The sequence below is a fragment of the Kitasatospora sp. NPDC096140 genome, from assembly GCF_040303045.1.
Lineage (GTDB): Bacteria > Actinomycetota > Actinomycetes > Streptomycetales > Streptomycetaceae > Kitasatospora.
On record NZ_JBEOUW010000015.1, the window covers coordinates 1 to 12,445 of the forward strand.

14 protein-coding genes are annotated in these 12,445 nt (G+C 69.8%); 7 read left to right on the plus strand and 7 right to left on the minus strand.

Translation table 11 applies throughout. The features are described from left to right. Window positions 1–420 (plus strand): transposase (locus tag ABT048_RS17415; RefSeq protein WP_350522257.1); only part of this gene is annotated, 420 nt, incomplete at its 5' end. A 469-nt stretch (window positions 421–889) separates the two neighbouring features. On the opposite strand, the gene ABT048_RS17420 is transcribed toward ABT048_RS17415, so the two are convergent. Next, entirely contained in the window at window positions 890–1,528 is a 639-nt protein-coding gene (locus tag ABT048_RS17420; RefSeq protein ID WP_350522258.1) for a hypothetical protein, read from the minus strand. Between the two features lie 162 nt (window positions 1,529–1,690). Here ABT048_RS17420 and ABT048_RS17425 point away from each other — a divergent pair, with 162 nt between their 5' ends. Beyond that, window positions 1,691–1,879, plus strand: coding sequence for a hypothetical protein (locus ABT048_RS17425; protein ID WP_350522259.1), 189 nt, complete (start codon window positions 1,691–1,693; stop codon window positions 1,877–1,879). A 388-nt stretch (window positions 1,880–2,267) separates the two neighbouring features. Then, on the plus strand, window positions 2,268–3,905 hold the full coding sequence (locus ABT048_RS17430) for a LuxR C-terminal-related transcriptional regulator (protein WP_350522260.1): 1,638 nt from the start codon (window positions 2,268–2,270) through the stop codon (window positions 3,903–3,905). Window positions 3,906–4,915: 1,010 nt separating this feature from the next. On the opposite strand, the gene ABT048_RS17435 is transcribed toward ABT048_RS17430, so the two are convergent. Next, window positions 4,916–5,263, minus strand: a complete 348-nt coding sequence (locus tag ABT048_RS17435; protein WP_350522261.1) for a hypothetical protein — start codon at window positions 5,261–5,263, stop codon at window positions 4,916–4,918. Window positions 5,264–5,509: 246 nt separating this feature from the next. On the opposite strand from ABT048_RS17435, the gene ABT048_RS17440 reads away from it, so the two are divergent. Together ABT048_RS17440 and ABT048_RS17445 are read left to right on the plus strand one after the other, a co-directional pair. Beyond that, window positions 5,510–6,505, plus strand: coding sequence for a hypothetical protein (locus tag ABT048_RS17440; protein WP_350522262.1), 996 nt, complete (start codon window positions 5,510–5,512; stop codon window positions 6,503–6,505). 192 nt (window positions 6,506–6,697) lie between these two features. Further along, window positions 6,698–7,708: a serine/threonine-protein kinase gene (locus tag ABT048_RS17445; RefSeq protein ID WP_350522263.1), complete on the plus strand. Its 1,011-nt coding sequence runs from the start codon at window positions 6,698–6,700 to the stop codon at window positions 7,706–7,708. A 112-nt stretch (window positions 7,709–7,820) separates the two neighbouring features. On the opposite strand, the gene ABT048_RS17450 is transcribed toward ABT048_RS17445, so the two are convergent. Continuing rightward, entirely contained in the window at window positions 7,821–8,594 is a 774-nt protein-coding gene (locus ABT048_RS17450; protein ID WP_350522264.1) for a hypothetical protein, read from the minus strand. Window positions 8,595–8,645: 51 nt separating this feature from the next. Between ABT048_RS17450 and ABT048_RS17455 the strand changes: the two genes are divergently transcribed. Further along, window positions 8,646–9,173 carry an SMI1/KNR4 family protein gene (locus ABT048_RS17455; protein WP_350522265.1) on the plus strand — a complete coding sequence of 176 codons (528 nt, stop codon included), beginning with the start codon at window positions 8,646–8,648 and terminating at the stop codon, window positions 9,171–9,173. A gap of 139 nt (window positions 9,174–9,312) precedes the next feature. On the opposite strand, the gene ABT048_RS17460 is transcribed toward ABT048_RS17455, so the two are convergent. Then, window positions 9,313–9,516: a hypothetical protein gene (locus ABT048_RS17460; RefSeq protein WP_350522266.1), complete on the minus strand. Its 204-nt coding sequence runs from the start codon at window positions 9,514–9,516 to the stop codon at window positions 9,313–9,315. A 146-nt stretch (window positions 9,517–9,662) separates the two neighbouring features. Continuing rightward, complete coding sequence (locus ABT048_RS17465; RefSeq protein ID WP_350522267.1) at window positions 9,663–10,271, minus strand: DUF6000 family protein; 609 nt, start codon at window positions 10,269–10,271, stop codon at window positions 9,663–9,665. Between the two features lie 133 nt (window positions 10,272–10,404). On the opposite strand from ABT048_RS17465, the gene ABT048_RS17470 reads away from it, so the two are divergent. After that, complete coding sequence (locus tag ABT048_RS17470) at window positions 10,405–10,527, plus strand: hypothetical protein (protein WP_350522268.1); 123 nt, start codon at window positions 10,405–10,407, stop codon at window positions 10,525–10,527. A gap of 30 nt (window positions 10,528–10,557) precedes the next feature. Here the strand turns inward: ABT048_RS17470 and ABT048_RS17475 are convergent, their stop codons facing one another. Together ABT048_RS17475 and ABT048_RS17480 are read right to left on the minus strand one after the other, a co-directional pair. Continuing rightward, window positions 10,558–11,406, minus strand: coding sequence for an ABC transporter permease (locus tag ABT048_RS17475; protein ID WP_350522269.1), 849 nt, complete (start codon window positions 11,404–11,406; stop codon window positions 10,558–10,560). Continuing rightward, complete coding sequence (locus ABT048_RS17480; protein WP_350522270.1) at window positions 11,403–12,314, minus strand: ABC transporter ATP-binding protein; 912 nt, start codon at window positions 12,312–12,314, stop codon at window positions 11,403–11,405. The genes ABT048_RS17475 and ABT048_RS17480 overlap by 4 nt, the downstream gene beginning before the upstream one ends. Window positions 12,315–12,445 lie beyond the last annotated feature (131 nt).

Below are 12,445 nucleotides of genomic sequence, written 5' to 3' on the forward strand. Positions count from 1 at the left end.
GCCTCGGTGCAGGACCGGGCGGGCGCGAAGCTGGTCCTCGCCGGGATCCGGGGCCTGTTTCCGCAGGTCGGGCTGGTCTGGGTGGACGGTGGCTACGTGAATGTGGTCGACGCGGGCCTGGTCGGCTGGGCGGCCGAGCACGAGAACCTGGAGATCGTCGCGGTGCCGCGCAATGTGGATGTGAAAGGGTTCCAGGTGCTGCCCCGCAGGTGGGTGGTCGAGCGGACATTCTCCTGGCTGGGACGGTGCAGACGGTTGGCACGGGATTACGAGCGCAAGACCGCGCACGCCGAAGCGATGATCAAGGTTGCGATGATCCGGCTCATGGCCGCCCGCCTCGCCGGCGAGGAGGTCGAACCGCGCGGCCCCATCGAGACCGAAGCAGCCCGCCGCCTCGCCGACGACCTCAAGAACCAGTAATCATCCGATTACCCAACACTTTCTGAGTCGCTGCACAAGGAGCTCGCCTTCATTCTCGGCGGCCAACACACTCCGTGAACCGATCCAGTGCGCGGTGGCCACCGGTACGGAGGCTCCCTGCGGCAATTCCGCGGAGGACGAATCCTGCGTTGGCTCGGCCCCCTGAACCAGCAGCTCAGCCGAACAGTGCAGCCCCGATTCTTCGAGCCGCTTGATTTCTTCGCCCAGCTTCGCTGAGCATCGTGCATTGCCACCCATTGAAACCACCTCAAATGTTCGAAGGTCCCACCCAGTGGGCGAGCCAAATTGCCTTGTCGCATGCACAGCAGAACGCCTGCCTGCGGAGAAGTCAGTTACATTCTGTGAGCCATGCCAGAAAGACCGAAACCTCCCTACCGCTAGTCTGATGCGCGCAGCCCGGCCCCGAGCGTCTACTCGTCCCATGACTGGCAGTCCGAGCGAATTCGCTTCATTCGTCATACCTGATGCAGTAGACGAACGGGACGCTGATCGTGCTTCGACCCGACGTCAGATCGACCGCGCGGATCTCGGCATTCGGGTTCCCGGGCGGGCACGCTTGGGTGAATCCGGGGATGAACCCGAAGCTCCCGCCGGCGTATCCGGAGTGCTTGGTGGCTGTGACCGTCCAGGACTTGTTGACCGCACCGGAGACCACGATGCGGACCTGGCCGTTCACGTTGAAGTGGTCGCCGCTGACCTTGAGGGTGCCGTTCACCGAATTGGTCCACAGTCGCACCGCCAGCCGCCGGTCATCGGCCTGACTGTTGTCGTACTGTGCCTGCGTCCGGGCCTGAGGGGTAACGCAGGTGAGGTCGTCGGGTCCCCAGGCCACACGCCAGACATAGCCCTGCTTGCAGAAGCGGTTCGGGAGGGTCTGGCGGGGGGCCAGAGCGTTTTCGTTGGCGGTGTCCGTACGGGTCTGGGGTGTGACGCACACGAGATCGCTGGGACGCGCGAGCCGCCAGACATATCCCTGTCTGCAGGTGTTGGGACCGTAGTCCTGAGCGTGGGCGGCCGACGGTGCGATCAACCCGCCACCGATCCCGGCGGCAACCACCATTGCCGAGGCCGTAAATCGCCTGAACATGGCCACATCTCCACATTTCTAGATCTCCACGGTTTACCATCTGCTTCTGCAGCGGAATCACCGCTGCTCATGGGGCGATCGCCGCCGATCGAGAGCCCTGGTCGTGTCGCGGAGTAGGGCGAGAAATCGTCTGCGACAGGCAGGGCAGCGATGCTCTCTGTGGTGCCAGCCGTGCTGAATGCAAAACTCGGGATTGCTCGCGTTCCGGGTGAAGGGGTAGCCGTCGTTGGCGAGCCCCTGAAGGAAGTCGTCAATGGTGATGTTCATAATCTGCCTCGCTATAGATCAGAATGGCCGGAAATGGGACCATCGGCGATGGAAAATGAGCCGAACCGGCCCGGTGATTACTGACCTGCTGCCAGTACGGGGGATACGAGGAAGCGACGAGCGTTGCGCTTCATAACCTGCTCCCCGGTGCGAGAACCTCGTGAAGAATGCCTGGGGCGTGCTCGGAGGGGATGGGGCGGGCTGGAACCTAGTTAGCGGTTACCGGCGTCCCACGCGGCGGGATCCTTTGCGGATCGCCGTGCGCCTCTGCCGGATCACGCTGTCGAACCTATCCGGACGCGCGCGCACGCGGCGTCGGGTGAATCGCTCAAGACGCCCGGCCCGGTGGCATGGGTCGAACAGCCCACGGGCCGACCGCCGGACCCGCCGGGTTCCGGAGCTCTCCACTAGATTGAGATAAGGAGCTCTGCATGGGGGTCTCGCGCCGGCATCTCGCGCACAGGGAGCAGCCATGAGTGTGGTGTCCCAAGATCTCGAACGGGCGCGCACCGCGTATGAGCAGCACTTCTGGGAGGAGGCGTTCACGCTGCTCAGCAGCGTTGACGCGGCCTCGCCGCTCGGCGCGGAGGACTTGGACCTGCTCGCAAAGTGCGCGTATTTCACCGGTCGGGGCGAGGTCTGTGTGGAGGCCGGCCGCCGTTCCTACGCCGAGCGCCTGCGCGTCGGCGCTCCGCGCGGCGCGGCGATGTGCGCCTGCCAATTGAGCATGGTTTTCATGCTCAGAGGCGACGTGGCGCTTGGTGACGGTTGGTTGGCCCGCGCGCAGCGGTTGCTGGCGGAGGAGCCGGAGTGCGTCGAGCTGGGCCATGCCCTCGCAGTAGAGGCGGAGGCGCTCTACTGGGGTGATGATCTGGAGGGGTCGTTTGTTCGGGCGTCCCGGGCGGCGGAGATCGGCAGTCGGTTCTCGGATCTCGACTTGGCGACTCTGGGTCTGCACCAGGTGGGCCGCGTGCGGTGCCGGCTTGACGGGGTGGCCGAGGGGGTGAAGCTGCTGGACGAGGCCATGATCGCTGTGCTTGCCGGGGATCTCGACTCCTACTTCGTGTGCTGGGTCTACTGCAGCTCGATTGCCCTGTGCCGGCTCGTGTCGGAGTTTCGCCGTGCTACGGAGTGGACCGCGGCCTATGAGCAGTGGGTGGGCACCCGCGAGGATGCCCTGATGTTCTCCGGCACGTGCCGTATGCACCGGGCGGAGATCCTGCGGCTCCGGGGGGCGTGGACGGAGGCGGAGCGCGAGGCCAGGCTGGCTTCCGAGCAGCTGGGCGGTTTGGACGCCATGGATGCTGCCGAGGCGATGTACGACGTCGGCGAACTCCGCCGGCTGGTCGGAGATCTCCACGCGGCCGAGGAGGCCTTCGTTCAGACCAGCCGGCTGGGGCGGGAGCCGCAAGCGGGTCTGGCGCTGCTGCGGATGGCCCAGGGCCGGGTGGACGAGGCCGGGGCGGCGGTCCGCCGGGCCCTGGCCGAACCTCACCGCGACCGTGCGGCCCGGGCGGCTCTCCTTCCCGCCCAGGTCGAGATCGCTGTAGCGGCCGACCGGATCGAGGAGGCGCGCACCGCGGTCGACGAGCTTCAGACCATCGCATCCGACTACAGCCCGGCGATGCGGGCGGCAGCGGAGTACTCGCAGGGGCTGGTGCAGTTGGCCGAGATCAACGCGAACGGTGCGCTCGCCTCCCTGCGCCGGGCCTGGCAGCTGTGGCAGGAACTGGACGTGCCGTATGAGGCGGCCCGCACCCGCCTACAGATCGGCATCGCATGCCGTGCCCTCTGCGACGAGGACACCGCGCGCCTGGAGATCGACGCCGCACGCTACACCTTCGCCCGGCTCGGCGCCACGCCCGACCGCCGGCACGCTGAACGGCTGCTCGGCAGGACCAAGCGCACGGAGCTGCCCGGCGGGCTGACATGCCGGGAAGCCGAAGTGCTGCGGCTGGTGGCCGCGGGCAAGAGCAACCGGCAGATCGCGGCGGACCTGTTCCTGAGTGACAAGACCGTGGGCCGCCACCTGAACAACATCTACCTCAAGATCGCCGTGACCTCCCGCGCCGCGGCAACGGCCTACGCATACGAGCACCACCTCGTCTGACCCGCGCCACAACCACGCTTCGGCATCGCAGCACCCTTCAACCACCACTGCACCGTGCGTTCCAAGACACCGAACCCGGCGGCGAGTCCCAGGTTGGGGGCGACCCGGCCACCAGACCAAACTTCGCGAAGCAGCGAGCGGGCACCACACGCCCAGGACGGCCGGAGCCCACACGGCCAGCCGGTCCCGCCCAGCCACCGCGGGCAACGCCAACAGACCCCAAGTCCCGCGCGGCGCGCGGCCGTCCACACGCCGGACACCTCCGGCCGGGACGTCCAGGCGCACCGCGAACAGAGGACACGACGCAGAAGCCCGGAGCAGCGCCAGCTACCAGCCCAGCTGCAAGAGGCGAGCCCCCACGGGAGGGCCCGCCTCGGGGCCTTGGCAGGATCGGAACCCGCGGTGCGTGCCGCATCCCATTGCCCGCGGCGCGCACCGCACAGGCTCATCAACTGCCGTGCGCCCCCGCGGCGGACCGTCACCACCCGCGGCGCGGCCGATCCTCCTTGCCCAGCAGGGACACTGCAATCCCGTGCTGCCGGTGCCGCTCTCCCCGACCGACGGACCGGCCCTGTCGGCGGCCGAGGCCGATCCTGCCCCGGGTCCGATCCGAGCACCCGCGACAGGACCCGCACAGCAGGCCGCGCGGCACCAGCGGCGAGCAGCAGCCCGGACCCAACGGACCGGGCAGTGACCGCCCGCTCGACCGGGGATGGGCAGGACGGCGCCCGCGCCGGCCGGACACCAGACCCGAGCCGGCGGGCAGTCGAGGCCAGCGGAGCCAGAACGGGGACGGGCACAGCTCCGCACAGCGGACCAGGACCAGGACCGCAGAACGAGGCAGGGGCCCAGGCGCAGCGCCAGCCGGGCGGCGGGCCGGCGCGTTGGGCGGGACTGGCGGGCCGGCCCGGTGGCGGGGCCCCGAGGGGTCAGTTGCCGTCTGATGCCTTCATCATGGCGTCGCGGCCGCCGTCGGTCAGTTGAGCCCACCGTTCGTACTCCTGGCGCACCTAGGGCCGGGCCGATGTCTGCCATGCGGGCGATCCGGGCCCGGCTGGGCCCAGGACGAAGCGGCCGTCGGCCAGGTCGAAGGCGAGCAGCTCGTAGGCGGTGCGCGCGGCCTCGGCGATGTCGTGCTCGGCGCGGGTGTGCAGGGCCAGGCGGTCGGCGAGCGCGGCCCGGCGCAGTCGGAACTCCCGTTCCAGGGAGGCGCGCGGGTACTCGCCATCGTGTCTGAGGGCAGTCTGGAGGCGGGTCACCGCGGTGTTCTCGGCCGCCGGTCCCAGGGCGGCAGCGTAGGCGCTCTCCGGGGCGGGGGTGTCGGTGCCCTCGTCCGTGTGGGGGTGGTGGCCGGTCACTGGCGATGGCTCCTCAGGTGGTGGGTGATGAAGTCCGTTGCAGGCCAAGGTCCTTGGGCACAGGGGATGGTCTGTGTTCGGTTCGCCGGGGCGCCAGACTACCTTCTGTGCCTGTGCGGTGACGGAATGCCTACCGGGCAGTAGGGGGCGCGGGGATCCGTGGGCGGCAGCAGCGGTCCGCCTCTTGATCACGGGTCGTTAGACTCGCGCCGTTCGGATGCTGTCGGGGGATGGGAAGGCCAAGCCGTGGACGACGGTCCCCGGGACGACTGGCCGCAGCGGTGGGCCGGCACGGACTGCGACATCCGGGCAGCGGTGGGCGCGATCCCGCGGGCAGCCCGGGAGGGGTTCAGGTACGACGAGGTCCCCTGGAAGCGGTTCCGGCACTTCTACGGGCCGGGTGAGGAGATCCCAGGCCTGCTCGCCACGCTCGCGTCCGGCAACGCCGAAGCCGCCGACAAGGCCTTGGGGCAGCTCTGGACGAATCTTCACCACCAGGGCGGCACGATCGCGGTGGGAGCACTCGCGGTGCCGTTCCTGCTGCGGATCGGGGCGACGGGGCGCCCCGAACTGCGTGCAGAGACTCTTCGCCTGGTCGCCGAGATCGGCCGGTGCCAGCACATCGGGGACGGATCACGCGAAGGCCTGCTCCGGGTCGCCGAAGATCCGGCGGTGGTCGAGGGCAGCACGGTGTGCCCGGTGGACTGGACGATCCAGGCCGCCCGGCAGGCCGTCACCGACGACCTGCACCTCCTGCTCCCACTCCTCTGCGACCCCGACCCCGAAGTCCGAACCATGACCGCCTACGCCCTGGCGGCGGCGACCGGCGAACAACCCCACCTCTCCACGGCCCTGCACTCCAGACTGGCGACCGAAGACGACGTGGTAGCCCGGGTGAGCCTGATCCTCGCGATCGCCCAACGCGCCCGCGAACACCACGACAGCCACGCCCCCGGATGGGCCCGGGACCTCTGGTCGGACCCCAGCCGGCCGCCCGAGACCCGCATCGGCGCCGGCCTCGCCTGGCTGTGCCTGGTCACCGACCCCGCCCCCGACGAACTACACACCCTCCTCACCGACCCCGCCATCCGCCGATACGACCAGCTGCTCCACCCGGTGCCCTGGCTCACCTGGATCGACACCACCGGTTTCGGCCTGCGCAACTGCATCGACGACATGCTCACCGCGCACGGCGCCCGGACAGCGCCCGAGGACCCCTGGGCAGCCACGCCGTCAGGCTGAGCCCTGCCGGAGCCAACCGCATCCGCCACTCTCGGCCCCCGCCGCACCCCTTCGGCCGAGCCCTCGCCGCCTGGGGTCTACTGCGGCCGGATTGTCTGCGCCGGCTGGCATGATCGGCCGGATACTCGGATCCGTCCCGGGCCAGGCATGCGGTGCCGGCGGCCCGGAGGCGCTGTCGTCGTGGGGGTTGTCGTGCAGGCATGGAAGTACAGTCCGGCCGAGCTGGCAGTGGTACGGGCGTTCGTCGACGGGGACCCGCTCGACCAGGCCGGCGGACCCCTGGACGTGCGAACGGTGGTCGCGGCCATCCGCCCGGAGGCCAAGGACAGGTTCCTCATCGAGGAAGTGCCCTGGGAGCGGTTCCCGTCCGGCACCGACATGAGGAAAGACCTGGAACAGGCACGCTCAGGAGACGACGACGCCGCCGCTCGCCACGCCGTCGACATGGTCATCGGCCTGTGTGCCAACGACACAAGGGCCGCGGCCGCACCCGCCGTGCCGTTCCTGCTCCGGATCGCAGCCGACCCAACGGCCGGCCCGCACCGCGCCCGGGCGCTGACCGCCGCGGGCGAGGTGGCGCGCATGCGCCACCACGGCGTCTGCACACGCGAGGGCCTGCTGCGCCTCCACGGAGCCGACGACTGGATGTTCGAGCCCACCGGCTACCCGCAGAACTGGTCGGTACAGGCCGCCCGGGAGGCGATCACCACCGACATCGGCCTCCTCCTGTCCCTGCTCGACGACCCCGACCCCGCCGTCCGCCTCGCCACCGCCTACGTCCTGGCGGCCGCCACCGGCCGCGCCCGGGACATCCTCACCGCCCTCCACACCCGCCTGCCCGTCGAACACAACCCCACGGTCCGCGCAGGACTGGTCCTCGCGATCGCCCAACTGGCCCGCGCACACCACGATGCGCAGACCACCGCCTGGATGCGCGCCTGTTGGTCCGACCCCACCCTGCCCCCCGAGGTCCGCGTCAGTGCGGCACTGGGCTGGCTGTGCCTCACCGAAGACCCCGTCCCCGACGAGATGCGCACCCTGCTGAACGAGCACGCCACCCCCGACCTCGCCCACCTCCTCGAACCCGGGCCCTGGATGCACGCAGCCTCCACAGGTTGCCGCACCGGCCTCCAACGCTGCCTGCACACCATGCTCCACCCCAACAGCCCCGACCCCACCGACCGCGACAACCCATGGGCATGACCCCACCGGATGCGGCACAACACCCCAGCCGACGGGCCGGCACATCGAGCGAGCCCTCCGACCCACGACAACACCCAAGCCCCCACCCGCACAGCCCGTGTCGGCCGGACGATCAGAACGGAGGGTCGTCGGGATGCCCGTCCCCGACAGACCACCCTGAACCGCTGACGTACGGGCTGCGGTCGTCGTCGCCGCGCCGGGCAAGACCCTCGGTGTCATGGCCCCACGCGGTCAGGGCATCGAGGGCCTGCCAGCGGCGCCACCGGGTGTCGCAGACACCCAGGAGACGGCGGGCACGTTCGGCGAGGCCGTCACGGTGCCCGGCCAGAGCGGGGTGTTCGGCGAAGACCAGGGCGGCGGACAGCGCGGTCTCGCGGACGTCCCTGTCGGGGTCGTCGAGGAACGGCTCGACCGCCTGGAACAGCACCGGCCTCAAAGCCCGCACCGCCACCAACGCCGGATAACCCTCCAGAAAGTCCTCTCCGAAGTACCGCTGACCGACCGCCACACACTTGTCGCCACTGTCGTGGGCTACACCGGCCAGCCAGGCCAGCAGCAGCACACACGCCCCATCCGCCGCCCCGCGGTGCTGCCCTGCGCGGCGGCCCAGCACAGCAGCCACACACAGCGCGACCGGCGCAGTCGCCTCGTAGATCGTGTTCTGGTGCCGCACCGGCTCGTCCAGATCGTTGAGAGCCTGCCGGGCCTCTCCCGCAGTCAGGTCCGGGTCCAGCAGGCGGACCAGTGCCCGCGGTAGCCGCCTACCGCTCCCGAACGCCGTGTCCAGCGACGGCCAGGCAGTCCCCCGCACCACCACCCACGGATCCGGCAGAACATCAGGCAAAGGCACCGGAAGCCCGGCACGCACACCGGAAGTCGTCGTCACCCACCGCACCCTAGAGCCCACCACCGACATCGAGCCCGGTAGGTTCTGCGCGTGACCGCTGCCGATGACCGACGCTTCCCCGCCGCGCTGGCCGCCGCACTCGCCGTGCCGTTCGACTACGACGGCGGCGAGGGCATCGAGTTCGAGCCCTTCGACGCCTTCCTCTCCCCCGAGGACACCACCGACTGGCTCCGGGTCTGGACCGGCAACAACGAGCTGACCGGCGACGCTTTCCGGGTCTTCGGACAGGACGGCACCGGCGGCTACGCGGCGTTCTGGCTGACCCACCCAAGCCGGCCGCTCGCCGACCAGCCGGTCGTCTTCCTGGGATCGGAAGGGGAGACCGGCGTCGTCGCCGCCGACCTGGCCGACTTCCTGTGGGTCCTCGCCGCCGGCCTCGGCCCCCTGGAAGCAACCACCGACCACCCCACCGGCCGAACCCCGCACCCCAGCCTGCAGCGGACCGCCATCGCCGAACGGTTCGCCCCGCACCGCCGGCGCCCGGCCGAAACCATCACCGAACAGGCCGCCAGAGAGTTCCCCGACTTCGACGACGTCGTCTTCGCACTCTGCCGCTGAGACCGCACGCGGCCGTGCAACCGGCCAGGCCCGGCGGGCACCAGGCGACGCGATCGCGCCGGGGTCACCTGCCTCAGAAAACGGCGCGGCTCCTCGGGCGCCAGACCGCGCACGGGCGCCCCGCGCCCCGCGGTGCGGGTCAGCGGGCCAGGGTCACCGTCAGCATCTCGTCCGGGCAGCCGGCCACCAGCTGCTCCATCGCCTCCCGCTCCCGGGCATCGACGGCAAGACCCCAGCGCGTCTTCACCGCCGTCCAGTCCGTCAGATACGTGCAGCGGTAGGCCAGCAACTCCGAGATGTCCTTGTCCGCCTTCGCCCGGTTGCTGCGCGCGGAGACCGCCACCAGGGAGCGGCCGTCGCCGAGGTCGTTAGCATAGGCCTCCCGGCCCCGAACAGTTTCGGCGGTCGACCTCGGGATGCCCGTTCAACCAGATCACGTGGCGCGCCACCGACAGCCGACACTGTTCTCCCCCTCATGAACGACACAGGTCAGGCGTCCCAAGGCCCGCACCATGCGTCGATCGCTTCTCTGGAGCTGCCCGCCCACGCGACCGCAGTCCCGCGCGTGTGTGGAAGCGCATCGACCCACCGTTCCCAGAGGCCATCCGGAGAGACGAATCGCTCGGCGTGACGTGTGCCCAGCTGGGAATCCAGCCTCATAAGAGCTCCAAGGGCAGATCCCTGGTCATACCGGCATTCCAACTGCGGAAGATAACGGTCCAAATAAGCAACGAGGATCTCCGCATCCTCCGGGCTGCCGAACCGAGCAAGCGCAAAGCAGTAGCCCTGGCCTGAATATGTAAGTTCACTGGCCAGCAGGAGGCCCCCGATGCGTTCACGCCACTCAACCCGCCGGGCCACACCGACCAACCACGCAGCGGTCAATCGGGCACGCCATTCATACCCGAGGAGTGCGCCGATCTCCTGGTCGCTCGCCTGGAGAGAGTCAGCTTGCAGCGAGCCGACGAAGGCGGCCCGCGCTTCTTCCCCAAGGTGGAGGAAACTACCTCCCAGCAGTTCGAGGTATCGCTGGTCACCAGCGACATACCGGGCCACGACATGCCCCTGGCCGACTTCCTGAGGATGCTGCACGCTCATCGCCGCATCATGACCTACCCAGGAGACAACCCCGAAAGCGGGGTCCCACAAGCTCCGGTCCATCAGAGAATTCGGAGTGCTGGACGAGGCGTTCGGAGTCCCGGGCATGCCAGCGCGCGTGCATCACCCCGGCGTGACTACGCTCGACGAGCGCGACCAGGAGCTCGAAGCCGCACGGGCGGCCAACCGCGAGCTGATGACCAACCTGAACACCCGGTCCCAGCCAGCCGACCTGGTGCACCAGCCCGGGCGCTGACGACGGCAGGCGTCCCTACGCGAGCTCCTCTCACATGTCGCGGCGGCGTACGACGAGCGTGGCGACGGGGACCGCGACCAGGGGCCAGGCGGCGAGTGCGATCCATGCCTCGGTGGCCGTCGACGGGTAGTGGATGCCCGGGGGGAAGCCGAGTTCGTCGAGGCGCCACAGGCGCTGCCAGGCCAGGTAGGGCATGGCGTGCGCGATGGCGGCTGTCCAGTGGTGCCGCTCGTTGAAGAACTCGGGGACCAGTAGGAGCAGGGCTGCCGTGGTGACCATGGTGGTTGCCGTGTGCCGCAGGATGGCGCCGATGCTCATGCCGATCAGCGCACACACCGGTGCGAGCAGGGCGGAGGCCAGGACGGCGCGCAGTGCGCCGGGGTGGCCGATCGACAGGTTGATGTGCCGGCCGGACAGAACGGCCTGGGCGACGGCGAACGAGGCCGCGGCGACCAGCGCGCCGTAGGCGAAGGTGGCGGCGGCCACGACCAGCGACTTGGCGGCCATCAGGGAGCCTCGGGCGGGGACGGCCGTGAAGGTCGTGCGCGCCAGGCCGCTGGCGTACTCGCTGACGACGGTGATCGCTCCGATGCTGCCGGTGACGAGCATGAGGACCATGGCTGCGCTGGGGACGAAGATGTCCTCATAACCCGCCGCCGGATAGCTTGCCTGCAGCTGGGGCGAATAGCTGGGCCAGTTGCGGTAGTCGGCGAGCACACCGTTGGTGTTGAACAGGATGAGGGCTGCCGCGCTGAGGGCGAAGGTCCACCGGATCGAGCGCAGCGACCACAGTTTGATCCATTCGGCGGCGAGCAGGTCGCGGAATTGTGGGCGGGGCTCGGGCGCGGTAGCTCGGACGGTCGTCGTGGGCGTGGTCATCGGGATTCTCCGGCGCGGTATTCGACGTGATCGGTGGTCAGGTCCATGAACGCCTGCTCCAGGGAGGCGCCCCGTGTGGTCAGCTCACTCAGCGGGATGTGGTGTTGGAAGGCGAGTTCGCCGATCCGGGCTGCGTTCAGGCCGGCTACGTTGAGCGTTCCCTCACCGTCCGGGCGTACCAGGGCGTCGTGCGCGGTGAGCAGTGCTGCCAGGGCGTCGGGCTCGTGCGTCCGTACCGTCACGCTCGCGCCGGTGCCGCGGGCGGCGAACTCGGTCAGGCTCTCGGCGGCGATCAGTTCGCCCCGGCCGATCACGATCAGCTGGTCGGCGGTGTTCTCCATCTCGCTCATCAGGTGGCTGGAGACCAGGACCGTGCGGCCTTCGGCGGCCAGGCGGCGGAACAGGCCACGTACCCAGAGCACGCCCTCGGGGTCGAGGCCGTTGAGCGGCTCGTCGAAGAGCAGCACCGGCGGGTCGCCGAGCAGGGCGGCGGCAATGCCGAGCCGCTGCTTCATCCCGAGCGAGTACCCGCCGATCCGCCGGCGCGCCGCGTTGGCCAGTCCGACCTCCTGCAGCACTTCGTCCACCTGGTGGCGCGGGATGCGATTGCTGCGGGCCAGGGCCCACAGGTGGGCGTACGCGCTGCGCCCGCCATGAACGGCTGTGGCGTCGAGCAGGGCACCGACATGGCGCAGCCCGCGCGGATGGTCGCGAAACCGGCGCCCGCCGACCGTGGCGGTGCCGCTCGTCGGCCGGTTCAGCCCCAGGATCATGCGCAGGGTGGTGCTCTTGCCCGCTCCGTTCGGGCCCAGGAAGCCGGTGACGTGCCCCGGCCGCACGGTGAAGGTGAGGGCGTTGACGGCCGTGGTGCTGCCGTAGCGCTTCGTCAGTTCGTTTACTTCGATCACGGGGGCAACAGTGCCGGGGACGGCCCACCTTCGACGTCGGACCGGTGTCCGCTCTTGTGGCCGCCGGTCAAGCTGACGTCGTACGACCGTGGTCTGACGCCCTGACGGAGAGGCGTGGATACGATCGGGCG